This is a genomic window from Bradyrhizobium sp. 45 (assembly GCF_023073155.1).
Taxonomy (GTDB): domain Bacteria; phylum Pseudomonadota; class Alphaproteobacteria; order Rhizobiales; family Xanthobacteraceae; genus Bradyrhizobium; species Bradyrhizobium canariense_D.
In genome coordinates, this window is record NZ_JADPIX010000077.1 from 18,873 (window position 1) to 32,667 (window position 13,795).

Genomic DNA, 13,795 nt, shown 5'->3' on the forward strand with positions numbered 1-13,795 from the left:
TCTGCCGTTCCCGCAGACGCGGGGAATTCCGGGGAAACTCATGCCCAGCCTTCCGTTTGTGCTGCCCCATTGGCTGTACTGGGGCACACTCGTCGTCTTTCCTCTTGTGGCCATTTACTTCGTCCGGCGTGAGCACCGGCGAGGCGTTCCCAGAGGCCCGTCGCTTTTCATCGCCTATATGTTCTGGCTCTGCTCAGGCTTCATGGGTCTGCATCGCCTCTACCTGAAGAACAACTGGGGTTTCATCTTCATTCCGGTGTTCCTGCTGATCCTTCACACCACCGACGTCATCCGCGACAAGCGCGAGGATGTCTCGCGCACGCGCGCTGCGGTCGGCGCCGCTATATCGGAACTCGATCATGCCAAGATTCCGCCCAACGTAAATGCGACGCCGCAGATGCAGGAGCGCTTGGCCAAGGCCGAGGCCGCCGGCCCCAAGGCCAGATCGGATTTTGAGCAGGCCGAGACTGACCTGGCGCGCTGGCGTGGCTATTCACGCTGGCTTGCCATCCTGATGGCGGCGATGCTGGTCGGCGACGCCTTCCTGCTGCCCGGCCTGACGCGCAGGCAACGGCTCCGCGAGGCCGAGCAACTGGCCAACGCGCCACCCGAAGTCGTGCCGCCCGACGTGCCCCAAGTCGGAACGCAGGAAGATCCGACGCTTAGCCTGCACACGCGATTAACCGACGCGATCGAATCGGTGAACATTCGCGCCGGCGAGTACGTCGCCTACTGGGCCGTCATCTCGGTGTTCGGCTACTATTACGAGGTGATCGCTCGCTTCGCGTTCAATTCGCCGACCAATTGGCTGCATGAAAGCATGTTCCTGATGTACGGCATGCAATACATGCTGGCAGGCGCCTATGCCTATCAATGCGATCAACATGTTCGCGTCGATGTACTCTACGTGAAGTTTTCGGTGCGCGGCAAAGCCATTGCCGACATCATAACCTCAGTATTCTTTTTCATCTTCGTGTTCACGATGTTCTTCACGAGTTGGCGCTTCGCCATGGATTCGTTCAATCCCGGCAGCACCGGCGAGGTCTCCTTTACCGAATGGGGCGTGCAATACTGGCCGGTGAAGCTGATGATGCCGATTGGCGCTGCGCTGCTCGCGCTTCAGGGCCTTTCGAAGCTGATCAAAGATGTCCTCATTCTGAGGCGCGGGAGGGGCTGAGCCGTGGGTTTCGAAATCGATATCGCATGGCTTACGCTGCTGCTGTTTGGGTCACTGGGAGTGCTGTTGGCGCTCGGCCTGCCGATGGCATTCTGCACGGGCAGTCTCGCGGTAGTGTTTCTGTTCCTGTTCGGGAATTCGGCCATCTTGAACATGATGCCGGCGCGCATCTTCCCTTTCATGACCGACTACCAGCTTTCGGCGGTGCCGCTGTTCATCTTCATGGCCGCGATGCTGGAGAAAGCGGGCATTATCGAGGAACTGTTTGACGCCGTCTATAAATGGCTGGGTTCGGTCAAGGGCGGCCTTGCCGCCGCGACCGTGCTGGCCTGCACCGCGCTCGCCGCGATGGTTGGCGTAGTCGGCGCCACCGAAGTCACCATGGGCATGATTGCGTTGCCTGCGATGCTGAAGCGCGGCTATGACCAGAAGCTTGCCTGTGGTTCGCTGCTCGCCGGCGGGACGCTGGGAATTCTGATCCCGCCCTCCGTCATGGCAATCGTCTATGCAGTGGTCGCGCAGCAATCGCTGGGGGAATTGCTGGTCGGCTCAATCTTTCCGGGCTTCCTGCTCTCGGGGCTGTACATCTCCTACATTCTGATCCGCTGCTACATCAACCCTAGCCTTGGACCCGCGCTGCCGCCGGAAGAACGCGTCAGTACGCGCGAAAAGCTTCGGCTGCTGAAGAATACAATTGCTCCGCTGCTTCTGATCGTGCTGGTGCTGGGCGTGATCTTTGTCGGCATTGCGACCCCAGTGGAAGCGGCCGGTATCGGCACTTTCGGCGCGCTGTTCGTATCCGCGCTGCACCGCAGGCTGAACTGGCTGGCGGTGCAGGAGGCTGCCATCGCGACGTTAAAGGCGACCGCGATGGTGATGTGGATATTCTTCGGTGCGACGATGTTCGTCGGCTTCTTCATCGTGAAGGGCGGGCAGACCTTTGTGGCGAACACGATTCTTGGCACTGGTTTGCCACCCTACGGCATTTTGATGCTGATGATGCTGATCCTTTTCGTACTCGGCATGTTCATCGACTGGGTCGGCATCCTTTTGCTAACTGTGCCGATCTTCTTGCCCATAATGAAGAGCCTGGAATGGGGTGGGCTGTTCGGCCTCCCGGGCATACGGACGGAGGATGTACCGCTCTGGTACGGCGTCATCTTCATGGTCAACATGCAGATGGCTTTCCTTTCTCCACCGTTCGGCTATTCGCTGTTTTATCTTAAGAGCGTCGCGCCGCCAGAGATCACAATGGCAACCATCTTCCGCGCCGCGTTGCAATTTATGGCGCTGCAATGGCTCGGCGTCGGGCTCTGCATTCTTTTCCCGTCGATCGTCGTTTGGCTTCCGAGCGTTCTGTACGCGCGGTAAGCGACAAAGTTCGTTGACTGCGACACGGCTGATTTGGAAGTCGTCCGTGACGCGCTCTAGGCAACCGACGTGACCGGACGTCGGCTCATCGCCGACAGCCATTTTGTCCAACTAAAACAACCAGAATATGACGATCTGTTCTGCTCGTCTGCAGCTTATTGTGCGAGAACACCATGTCGATTGAGAGCAACGCTGTTTTCGCACCAATGGTCGCAAAACCTTTGCGATCGTTCCGGCCAGTCCGCGTAGCTTTAGATCCCGAGGTTCCTTAACGGACGGGATTGCCTTCGCCGGCATCTTACTTCGCCCAAATGGCTTGAACTCCAGCTCGGTTGCTGGCCCTTTTTTTATTCACCCCGTCGCGTGGACGCCGCGAGAGCGACCCGGCATTTTACCCATCGTGTTTCCGGGCGCCTCAGCGCTGCGAGTGAACGGCGCGCTGATTACTGCTACGTTAGAGCTACCTCCATAGTATGAGTCTGGTCGGCTCTTGCTGAATCCGGCTTGCCGCGGGTACAATATGCGCAAATTCGGTATGCAAAGAGCTCTGGCGGATGCGTTTTGATGACCCTACGTGACGCGTTGTCCTGCCGCATTGAACGGTGCGCAGCCCTCGCGGAAGTGCTTCCGCCCAGCGCTGCTCGGGCGGCTTTGGGGGAGTTGATACGGGAGTATTCGCGCGACCTTCAAGCACTAGAGCAGCTTGAGAGATCCCGTGAGCAGGCGGACAAGCGACCAGTACGATACCGGACCGAAGCGGCGCGCTCGAGTCTTGCTCGGACAGTGCGACGACGAAGACTTTCCGCACGTCGTCACTCCAGCTCAGAACGCAAGACCGATCCCACCGGTGCGTGAGCCGCTCGTCATTTGGCCGGCCGGGAGCAGGGATGTTCTCGAAGCAGCCGTCGTGGCAAACAGACCGAGAACGGGAATGTTCGTGGTTTTGTACGCAAATGGCTATTGGTCGCTTCCTGGATCGCGGGCCGCAATTGAAACTGCGTGACCTAGTCCTCGCAACGATCGACCGCGTAGTCGCAACTGCTGGAGTGTTTCTGAGGTCGACGAGGGATAGGCTGATTGCCGGCCTCGCCGGCCCTGGAGAAGACTGCCGCAGGCGGAGTGGCGCGGGACGCCGGCCGGCGCGCGGGCCTCGACCCGGTTTGCTTTGGGCATCGTACCGCTTGGCCAAGTCAAGCAACCGCCGTCGTGTAAAATAGATCCGCCTTCTCCGCCAGATCGCGCGCACGCTACGCAAAGCCTCTGTAGAACTCTTCCATCACGCCACCCCACTACGCGAGCCAGAGCGGGATTTCAGTACCCCGGCGAGGCGCTGTCAGGCGTTGGGGCGAGACTGCCAGCGTCTGTGGCGCGCCGGTACTGCTTGCCGAGGCTGCAAAGATTCCGGGCGTCTGGGAGCACGTCTCGAATGAGCGCCGACTGCGAGGACGGATGATGCAGCCGCTGCCGACTGACCCTCTCCACGGCCGAATGCCGGCAGGCCCTGTTCCGTCGTCGAAGGTTGAAATGCCGCCTATGCGATGTATAACCGGCCTCGGGTGTTCGCTGTATCGGCAGCGACAGGAAGAGCGATGGTCGGGCCGCCACGCGGAGATCCTGCGCCCGTGAACCACAATCCTCCGTTTGACGATCTGCCGAAACCCCAGCGGCTGGCCGAACAGGCCCTCGATACCCTTCAAAGGTTCCTGCACGTCGAGGCCGTCAGCGGCGCCGTCCTGCTCATTGCCGCCGCGGCTGCACTGATCTGGGCGAACTCTCCGGTCGCTCATAGCTATCACGATTTCTGGCATCTTCCCGCGACCATCGGTTTGGGGGAACTCGTCTTTTCACGCTCGTTGCACTTCTGGGTGAACGACGTCCTGATGACCGTCTTCTTTCTCGTCGTTGGCATGGAGATCCGGCGCGAAATCCACGAAGGCGCACTGAGCAGGCTGGACCAGGCCATTCTGCCGCTGATCGCGGCGGCCGGTGGCGTGATCCTCCCGGCACTGATCTATCTGAGCCTCAACGCCGGTCCGGATCGCGGGCAGGGCTGGGCGGTGCCAACGGCCACGGACATCGCGTTCGCGGTTGGAGTTCTCGCCCTGCTTGGACGAAGAATCCCGGTCAATTTGCGGGTCTTCCTCCTTGCTCTTGCGATCATCGACGACATCATTGCGGTCCTGATCATTGCTCTGTTCTACACCGCAGATGTTCAGCTTGGTGGCTTCGTCATCGCGTCGCTCGGCGTTCTCGCAGTCCTGGGCTTTCAGCGGATCGGGTTCGGGTCAGCGCTCTCGTACGTCCTGCCAGGTTCTTTGGTTTGGATCGGGTTCATGACGGCCGGAATCCATCCTACCCTTGCGGGTGTGGTGCTTGGGTTGATGACTCCGGCGCGCGCAATTCCCTTGCGGGAGCCTCCGCTGGAAATGGTGTCTCGCGCTGTCAAGCAGTTACGAAGCAGCGACGCGGTCATGGCAAGGGATCCGCACAGACTGGCGCAACCGCTACGGGACCTTCGCGTGGCTCATCGGGAGATATTGCCGCCGGTCTCGCGGGTGCAGATGGCACTGCATCCGTGGGTGGCTTACGGCATCATGCCGATCTTCGCACTGGCAAATGCCGGGGTCGGCTTGACGAACACCAACCTGCCCGCCGGCGGCCATTGGGTGATGCTGGGCACTGCGCTGGCTTTGGTCGCCGGGAAACCGCTCGGCGTCGTTGGCGCGACCTGGGCGGCAGTGCGACTCGGCTGGTGCCGGCTTGCTCCGGGAGTTTCGTGGACCGGGGTCTGGCTGATCGGGCTGCTGGCTGGCATCGGTTTTACGATGTCCATCTTCATCTCCATGCTCGCCTTCGCGGATGAAGGATTGTTGACGGCCGCCAAATTGGGGGTCCTTCTCGGCTCGCTTCTTGCGGCCATGCTCGGCCTCGGCTGGGGCTTCAGCAATGCCCGGCGTTTGTGAAAGTCCAACCGATGCCCTTTAGAGCTCCGCATGTGTCGTTCGTGTCGTTCGCCCTCGAGATATTGTCCTCGGGGGTCACTCAGGTGATGATCGTCGAAACGGACCTGCACCTCAATCCGGGGCATCCCGCCTATGACAGGTCGGCCGTGACGCAACTGATCGCAGCCGCACAGGCCTACACGAATGCCAATGTGGAAGGGCCTTCTTCCATTCGGCTCGTCTCGACCCGCAGCGGGGAAATTTGATGCGTATCATTCGGCGATCCGCCGGCTCACTGATGGTTGATGCCGGGACGGCCGACCAGAGCCGCATGGGAAGCTAAGCAGGCTGGATCGACAAGTGGAGAAGGCCCGTGCGGCGCCGTAAGGCCTGGACCGACGAGGAGGAGGCTACACTCTTGGCGATGCGGGCCGCGGGGTCGTCGTGGGAGGCGATCGCCGAATCGCTGGACCGCACCAAAATGTCGGTCGAGGTTCGCGCAGCGGAGATCAAACGTCGCAATCCGGGTGTTACTTGTGACCCGCGGGGCAGATGATCGACAGGGCTGTTTCCCGGCCGGGGAAAAGGCCGCATTACTGCGGCTGCTCGGAAATGATTGGTGATCAAGATGAAACATGTGCCGTCGTTGCTGGGCGTCATCGCCCTGTTTTGCATCGTGTTCTTCCTGACGAGAGCGTCGCTTTCAACGCCTCAATTGGCAGCTGGCATTTGCATCGCTCTCCTCGTCTATGCCGCCACCATAGTCTGGCATATCCGCAACATCCTTCGGTGATCGAGAGAGGCGGCAAGGTGCCGAGCAGCCGATGGCCCACGGTCTCGGATCCTGGGAGGTACCGGCCCTTAGGCCGCTAGTCGCACCGGCAATCGCGCCAAGGCGCGGATGCCAAGCCGCTTGTGCCACCTGATGTATTCGGGCACATGGGCAAGCCGCAAGGCGGGAAAGCGATCTAGGATGCGCTGAATTCCTATCGACGTCTCTGCGCGCGCGAGCTGGAAGCCGAGGCAAAAGTGCACGCCGGTGCCGAACGAAAGGTGCGGATTTGGGTGGCGCGTGATGTCGAACGTGTGGGGCTGCTCGAACCTTGCCGGGTCGCAGTTCGCTGCGGCAAGGAATGCCGCGAACATCTCGCCGCGCCGGAACTGGCGTCCTTGCCAGATCAAATCCCGGGTTGCGAAACGGGGCTTGGTCATCTGAACGGGGGAGACGTAGCGAAGACATTCCTCGATGCATGTGGGCATCAGGCCCGGGTCTTGGCGCAACCGGCTCAACTGGTCCCTGTTCGTGAGCAGCGCGTAGAGACCGCCCGATATCAGATGCGTTGTGGTTCCCTGTCCTGCACCGAAGAGCAGGAAGATCATGGAGACGATCTCGTTCTCGCTGAGCGTCTGGCCTTCGATCTCCGCCTCGCGCAGCGCAGCGATGAGGCCCTCGGGCCGCGCCCCGCCACCGGGTCTCGAAACGCGCCGAAGGTACTGCACGACGCTGATTACACCGGGGATGGCGCGTATCACCGTCAAGACATTCGCAGTATCCTTCAACCCGCCCAACCAGTTCTTGAACCGGTCGTGATCCTTCTCCGGCAACCCCAGCATCGCGCAGATTACCGAAAGGGGCAGATCTCGGCAGAACTCGGCCATGAGATCGGCCTCGGGCTTGCCGTCCAGCTTGTCGAGCAGCCGATCAGCCGTCTCAACGATCGTCGGCTTGAGAACTGCGATCGTGCGCCTCTGGAAGGCGTCATCGACCAAGGCACGCAGGCGACGGTGCTCCGGATCGTCGTGGCCGAGCATGTTCGACGCAAGAACGCCGAGCGTCTTCGGGAGAACTTTCAATATCCGCTCCTGCGTCCTGCTTCCCGCGTTGGCGGGATCGCGCGCGAAGTCCTGGCTGTTTTTCAACAGTTCTGCGCAGCTCTCATGGCTCGTCGCGAGCCAGGTGCGGCCGACGATAGGCAATCTCAAGTGGACCACCGGGCCTTCGGTTCGCATGCGGTCGAGCGTCGCAAAAGGGTTCGCGTGGAACTCCGGGGATAAGATGTCGAACCGTCGCTCGTCGGGCATGTCTGCTTCCGCGCATCTGCTTGTTTGGATGAAAATTGAGCGGTGCTCCGTCGCGAAGACAGCCTACTTCGGGCCTTCAATCCTTCACGTCACGCCGGAGCGGGTGGTGCGCTTCGCGGCTGCCGAGGGTGGACACGCCGAAAAGTACGGCAACGTAGGTTGTCCCGCGGATCCAAGGCATCCGGATTGGCGGGCCGGCATAGGCACGCGCGACCGGCCTGCGGCCGCGCAGGCCTGCAGACTGCAAGCCTGAAGGAGAGCATTGGCTCTGAAGAGTAAGCGGGTCCATTCAAACTGCCTCGGCGCGTGCGCGTCCCTGCGTTCAGTGAAAGTACCGGAACTGCACAATGTACACCGCCGCTCCGGCGAAGTATCCGAGGAGCGCGAGTACGCTGATCTTTCGCATGTACCAAATGAACTGGATCTTCTCGATTCCCATCGCAGCAACTCCCGCAGCAGAGCCGATGATCAGTATCGATCCGCCCGTGCCGGCGCAGTAGGCGATGAATTCCCAAAGGAAACTGTCCGGTGGATACTGGCTCATTCCATACATCCCCATCGACGCTGCGACCAAGGGAACGTTGTCGACGATGGCGCTGAGCAGCCCCAACGCAAGCACGATTGCGTCGGTGCGGCCGATGCTTTGATCCAGCCAGGCTGCAAGAGCGGCAAGAATATGGGTGTGCTCCAGCGTGGCAACGGCCAGCAGAATGCCCAGGAAGAAGACGATTGAGCTGAGGTCGATCTGGGTGAGGGCGTGCGCCACGGTCAACGGCCTTCTCTCCAGCGGTTGCTTCCGGCGATGAATGATCTCGCCGACGAGCCACAATGTTCCCAAGCCGAAGAGGATGCCCATGAAAGGCGGCAGGTGCGTAACGGTTTTGAACGCTGGCACCAGGACCAGGATGGCAACCCCGAGGGTGAACATGACGTTTCGTTCGAAGGCGGGCGTGAACGCATCGTCGCTGCCATCGACCTTGGGAGAAGCGAAAGTTCGCCCCCGCAGCTGGTAATTCACGATGAGCAGCGGAATTAGCATGTTCGTGAGGGACGCGAGGAATAGCGTCTTGACTATGGCGAGAGCGGTGATCTGGCCGCCGATCCACAGCATGGTCGTGGTGACGTCGCCAATGGGGGACCACGCGCCGCCTGCGTTGGCAGCGATCACGATCATCGCGACGAACAACAGCCGATCACTTTGCTTGTCGAGCAGTTTTCTGATCAGCGAGACCATGACGATCGTGGTGGTGAGATTGTCCAACACCGCGCTCAGAAAGAACGTCACGGCGCAGATGAGCCACAGCAGGGTCGTCAACTTCTTTGTGTTGATCTGCGAGGTGATGATCTCGAATCCGTCGTGCGCGTCGATGACCTCGACAATGGTCATGGCGCCCATCAGGAAAAATATGATCCCTGCAGTCGAGCCGATGGTCTCGCGGAGCTGTTCGACGATAGCGTCGTGGTCAGTTGCTCCCACGGCATAGATCGTCCAGAGCAGGCCGGCGCCAAAAAGGGCGGAAGCTGATTTCTCTATTTGGATCGGGTGCTCAAGCGCTATAGCGGCATAAACCACGACGAAAACAACGACGAGTGCGACCAGCAAAACGAAGCCTCCGAATCCGGTTTTCGTGGGGATCATGCCCGAACCGAACTGCGCTAAGAAGCCTCATGTGCTGAAAGGCCGCGGTCTAGTATTGTTGGCTTGGGAGAATAAAATGTCTCAACCAAACGGTAGCAGATCAAACTTGTGGGGCTCCCGCGCGAACGGCCCCGTCGGCTGGATTGTCACCGTCGTATCCGTTCTGATGTTTGTCGTGGCCCTGTACGTGTATGCAACGAGTGGTGCACCGGGTTCGTCTCCGAATGCGACGGGCGGCTCGAGCGATCACTCGTCGGCTCGCCTCCCAGCACCGAGTAAATAAGGACAGGACAAAGCGCCGCGAAGCCGCCGTGCACGGCAGCTATCGACTGAGCATTCTCCAGCGAATGGACCGAGAAACGCGGATTATCTCAGCCGCCGCTTCGGCCTGGCCGCTTGAGGTTTACCTTCAGGCGATCGACGCGCCGCGACCTCCAAGGCCACGAGGCCGAAGACGGAGAGAGCGATTAGCATGACGAGTAGCAGCAGGGTGCCGTACATTCAGATGACTCCTACCCAGCTGCTCCTGTGAGCAGCCAGTGGTTCGACAACGTGCGGCGCCGAGATCGACGGGTAGAGTGGAGTTGTCGATCAAGCAATTGCACATGCGGACAGAAGGGGGCAATGAGTGTGCGCACGCAAGGCCCGTGCCTGCAGCCCGAGCCTTGCCGGCACCTGCACGCGAGTTTCTCGGCTCTACGGCTAGTAGTTTTTGATGCTGCGCAAAAAGTTGCCGGCCGGGGCGTCCTCAAAAAATGCTTTCCTCACGGGACTCCCCACGAACGATCGCTTCAGCCCCAGCGGAATGTAGCGATTGGCAGCTCGCCGGGCAGTCGGGAGATCGCTTGTCGCCCGTCAGGAAAATCCTGACTATCATGACCTCCGCTCGGGCGAGGAAGGTTCAGTCGTGAATGTGGCTCAGAGTCAAAACCTCAACTGGCAGGCGAAGGAAGCGCGGCGTCTCAGCGAGCCTAGCGCAGCAATGCCGGTAGATGCGCGGCAGCACGAACGTTTTGGTGCGCTGCGCGATGGTAATCGCCCGAGGAGTGGGAGTATGCTTCAACGTGTGCCAAAGACGGCGCTCGAACGCCGCACACAATTACGTCCAAGGATGGAAAGGCCGCCCTTCGGGGCGGCTTTTCTGTGAGCATTGGAGGGAGAGCAAATGTATCTGAAACCTCCCATCCACCTTGACACGGAAAGGTCGCGCAAGAGGGCCGTGTGGTTGCGTCAATTAGCCGAAGGGGCGGCACACCCGCAATTCGCTGAAAAGATCAAGGATCTAACTGAAGAATACAACGGACTTGCCGAACAGTTAGAGCATGAGGACCAGTAGGCCCGCGACACGCAACGTGATCAAGGAAAGAAGCGGCGTGGGCCCAGCTGCTTGATGTCCCTGAGTGTCGAGCGCCTCCCAGCCCGATCCGTACCGCCGTTACCTTGTTTGCGGTGATGCCGCTCCGAACTACCGACCGCGTTTCGGCCGTGGGGGGCCGGGTTGTGCACCGGGTCCCTACAAGGCAGGGAAGTCGCGCGACGAGGTGGACCTGAGCCGGACCCGCATGTGTTGCAAGCTGCGACCGCTCCGCCGACCCTGACCAATCCCAACGCCCGCACTGAACGGAGGGTCCGTTTCCGCCGACGAAGGTAGCTGCCGTTGCAGGTCGCCTGGAAACGGTCGACCCTCCTTGTAGGCGGGCAGCCGTTTAGTGGCATCGGAAGGCTTAGAGGTCGTTGCAAGATATTCCTCGCACCGGCCGCCCTCGATCCTGCGGCCGAGGCCGAACGCAATGCGCCATCTTCGGTCAAGTTGTGCGGGAGGCGGAGCACTACATCGCACATAATGGCCATCTGCCGTGCACGTATCCGAGCTCTGCAGCAGGGGGGTCGCAGGAGCTTGTACCGTGCCTTCGACGAGGTCCTCGGACCAGGCCCAATCGAATTCCTGCGGGCGAAGCGACTCTCGATGGTGCATCTGCGGCTACGCGCAGCGTTATCGAGAGGAACGGTGCCGTCTGTTCGATTTCAGAGGACATCGTAGGGAGTATTGTAGGAAGCGGAGTAGGCGGGGTTCTGCCGACGCCCCCCGTTACTTCCCCCAAAAGTAACGCCTAATCCCGCAAAATGTAACGGCCAATTCTCGAAGAAGTAACGCGTGATCTGGGAGCGCACAGAACTCGGAATGCCTGGCTGACTGAGCTTTTCACCCTTCATTTGGTCCGCGACACAGCCATTGTGCTGGACGCGAACTCTGAAGCGGGTCCTTCATCAGCACAATCCTCAAGCGCGAGACGTCATCGGCTACTTTCGCACGGCATCGGCGGCCACCGCGCGAACGACAGAACTTCGCCCAATGGACGACCGCGAAGGCCTGCGCGGGCGAAGCGTTGCCTCCGGTGCTCTTCCTACTGGCGGGCGAAGGTCGCCGAGTCCTTTGATGAGAGCGCGCGCGCCGGGGTCCGCGGCTGTCGGTCGCGTTGGTCATATCCCCGAGCACCACCTTGGCCTCCGCCTTCTTCGCCCCTGCGGCGCTGCTGCTGTCGCACACGTTGGCCGCACGCCGCTCAGGCCACACGACATGAACGGGTTCCAGCTTGGGGCGGTATGGTCGTTCATCCTGTGTTGCGGTCGCTCCGGACGTGAGACGACAGTGTGATGCCAGTTGGTTCAGATATGCCGCCGTTTCGTTTTTTGGTGTTTCTTGATAGTGCGACACCAAGATGCTACACATTGCCAGTGTCGCCCGGATTTTCTCCAGTCTTTTCAGGTGCGTAGCTTCAGCGGCCGCAGGTCCAAACCTGGCTGAGTACCCTCCCGCCCCAGCCAGCGCTTAAGCTGCTGAGTTCGTTATGTAAGCAGCTCTGATGCCGCCGAATTTTTTGAACGCGTTTGGAAATGGAGCTTCTGATGCTCGTTCCCGAATCAAACTAAACGGCGTCGTGCATTACATCGACCATAGTGGCCTATCTCCGTGGCTTTCATCTCAGTATATACCGCCGAGGCTACTTGGGGTGGTCTGTTACGCCCTCATCGTAGGATAGGGTACTACAGCGAACAATCGGACAAGCAGTCGAAATAATGCATTGGTGCGGAATTCGCCGTGCTGTCCATCATTTCCTACAACACAGTGGAGGAGGCGATCGAGATCGCCAACGACACTGTCTACGGCCTCGGCGCCCACGTGCAGGGCACGGATATGGAAACGGTGCGGGCCGTAGCCGGAGAGATCCGGTCTGGTCAGGTCCATGTGAACTATCCTGACTGGGACCCGAACGCACCTTTCGGTGGATACAAGCGTTCCGGCAACGGCCGGGAGTACGGCCTAGAGGGGTTTGAAAGAATATCTCGAGACAAAGGCCGTTCTCGGATTCTACTCATGAAGTTGCTCTCGTCGCATCGGGTCTTGGCGCTCGTCACGACCAGCGTCCGCCAATGCAAAAGTGTTTCCGGCCGTGATGGCGCACGCGTCGGAATCCGCAGAACACCTTCTGGCTCAAGGTCGGGGCTTTGACGGCTGGCTGAGTTGGCCCGTGAGTTCAGTTCGCCCGACATGTGGAGCGGTATCTCATATTTCTCCAGGCCATTTCGAAATCAATCTGTCGCGAGAAACCCGTGCGGCCGTGGATAGATGGGCTCCGCGTCGCTGAAGCAAACCGATGGTTCGCGCGATCTTGGGTTGGAAGATGGGCACGGCCGTTATGTTTCGATATCGTACGATTGCCGTTGAGCCCGGGAAGTCGATTCCTGGATGCACTGATCGATTCAGGAATTTCGCTTGTGGAAGGTGGCTGCGGAACCTGCGAGACACGCGTGATCGAAGGCATGCCGGATCACCGCGAGCAGTTTCTGAGCAAGCAGGAACAAGAGACAAACAAGACGATCATGATTTGCTATTCGGGTGCAAAGTCGAAAAAGCTGACCTTGGACCTCTAAATAGGCCCAACCGACTGCCAACGTCTAATGACAGAACGTGCGCCTTGTCCGATGAGGGGATTCGCGAGGCGATGCCCGCGGCACGAACGACGGCGGTAACGGCCGAAGGGGACGGCTCTAGCACGGAAAGAGTGCCTACTGCTCCCTCGCGCCCTATTGCGGCGCTGGCGACCGTCTGTCCGTTGGCCATGTCGATCATCACAGAAATGGCGCCACTATGAGGAAAGAGGACGTGCTCGGTCTGGTCACCCGCCTGCGAGACGACCGCATCCCGATCGAGCGCTACCATCTCTAGCTCGGGCGCCAGCAGATCGAGGTCCGCCGCCGGTAGTGCTGCCAGAAGTCGGTTACCATTTCGCCGGGAAGCGTCACTGCGGCCTCCTCTAACGATCGCCGCATCGCATTTCGAGCGTCATGGGGCGGCCAACTCGAACTTTGTTTGAATCCGCCTACGCCTCGCGCTCAAAGTCCAATTCAGCTGTGGAAGCTCTCAATCTCAAAAACTCCAACCACACGCGCTCGGAGGCGAATTGTTGTCTCTCAGGGTGATTGAGGAGTTAGGTCCCAGCGCCCCGCTGCACAATTGCGAAATGCGCATGGGTAATACCATAGGGAGTTCCGCTTTCCGGGACGCGGCAAGCGCTGCGGCGA

10 protein-coding genes and 1 pseudogene are annotated in these 13,795 nt (G+C 60.0%); 8 read left to right on the top strand and 3 right to left on the bottom strand.

Annotation, left to right across the window (positions count from 1 at the left end; all coding sequences use genetic code 11):
- Window positions 1–40: 40 nt before the first annotated feature.
- The 5 genes from IVB42_RS13515 (at window position 41) to IVB42_RS13535 (ending at window position 6,283) form a co-directional block, all read left to right on the top strand.
- Window positions 41–1,177: a TRAP transporter small permease subunit gene (locus tag IVB42_RS13515; protein WP_247470403.1), complete on the top strand. Its 1,137-nt coding sequence runs from the start codon at window positions 41–43 to the stop codon at window positions 1,175–1,177.
- 3 nt (window positions 1,178–1,180) lie between these two features.
- Window positions 1,181–2,548: a TRAP transporter large permease subunit gene (locus IVB42_RS13520; protein ID WP_247395159.1), complete on the top strand. Its 1,368-nt coding sequence runs from the start codon at window positions 1,181–1,183 to the stop codon at window positions 2,546–2,548.
- 1,589 nt (window positions 2,549–4,137) lie between these two features.
- Window positions 4,138–5,511 (top strand): Na+/H+ antiporter NhaA, encoded by a 1,374-nt coding sequence (gene nhaA / locus IVB42_RS13525; RefSeq protein WP_247395161.1) that lies wholly within the window; start codon window positions 4,138–4,140, stop codon window positions 5,509–5,511.
- Window positions 5,512–5,543: 32 nt separating this feature from the next.
- Entirely contained in the window at window positions 5,544–5,756 is a 213-nt protein-coding gene (locus IVB42_RS13530) for a hypothetical protein (RefSeq protein ID WP_247395163.1), read from the top strand.
- A gap of 353 nt (window positions 5,757–6,109) precedes the next feature.
- Window positions 6,110–6,283: a hypothetical protein gene (locus IVB42_RS13535; RefSeq protein WP_247395164.1), complete on the top strand. Its 174-nt coding sequence runs from the start codon at window positions 6,110–6,112 to the stop codon at window positions 6,281–6,283.
- A gap of 68 nt (window positions 6,284–6,351) precedes the next feature.
- Here the strand turns inward: IVB42_RS13535 and IVB42_RS13540 are convergent, their stop codons facing one another.
- Both IVB42_RS13540 and nhaD read right to left on the bottom strand, forming a co-directional pair.
- Entirely contained in the window at window positions 6,352–7,572 is a 1,221-nt protein-coding gene (locus IVB42_RS13540) for a cytochrome P450 (protein ID WP_247470405.1), read from the bottom strand.
- 322 nt (window positions 7,573–7,894) lie between these two features.
- Complete coding sequence (gene nhaD, locus IVB42_RS13545; RefSeq protein ID WP_247395168.1) at window positions 7,895–9,175, bottom strand: sodium:proton antiporter NhaD; 1,281 nt, start codon at window positions 9,173–9,175, stop codon at window positions 7,895–7,897.
- Between the two features lie 1,201 nt (window positions 9,176–10,376).
- On the opposite strand from nhaD, the gene IVB42_RS13550 reads away from it, so the two are divergent.
- The 3 genes and pseudogenes from IVB42_RS13550 to IVB42_RS13560 all read left to right on the top strand — a co-directional run bounded on the left by IVB42_RS13550 (window position 10,377) and on the right by IVB42_RS13560 (window position 13,144).
- Window positions 10,377–10,547, top strand: coding sequence for a hypothetical protein (locus IVB42_RS13550; protein WP_247395166.1), 171 nt, complete (start codon window positions 10,377–10,379; stop codon window positions 10,545–10,547).
- 1,764 nt (window positions 10,548–12,311) lie between these two features.
- A pseudogene (locus IVB42_RS13555) lies at window positions 12,312–12,591 on the top strand (aldehyde dehydrogenase family protein); the annotation flags it as partial.
- 232 nt (window positions 12,592–12,823) lie between these two features.
- Window positions 12,824–13,144 (top strand): 2Fe-2S iron-sulfur cluster binding domain-containing protein, encoded by a 321-nt coding sequence (locus IVB42_RS13560; RefSeq protein ID WP_345947074.1) that lies wholly within the window; start codon window positions 12,824–12,826, stop codon window positions 13,142–13,144.
- Here the strand turns inward: IVB42_RS13560 and IVB42_RS13565 are convergent.
- A complete protein-coding gene (locus tag IVB42_RS13565) occupies window positions 13,092–13,433 on the bottom strand; it encodes a cyclic nucleotide-binding domain-containing protein (RefSeq protein ID WP_231190922.1) in 342 nt (113 codons plus the stop codon). The genes IVB42_RS13560 and IVB42_RS13565 overlap by 53 nt on opposite strands.
- Window positions 13,434–13,795 lie beyond the last annotated feature (362 nt).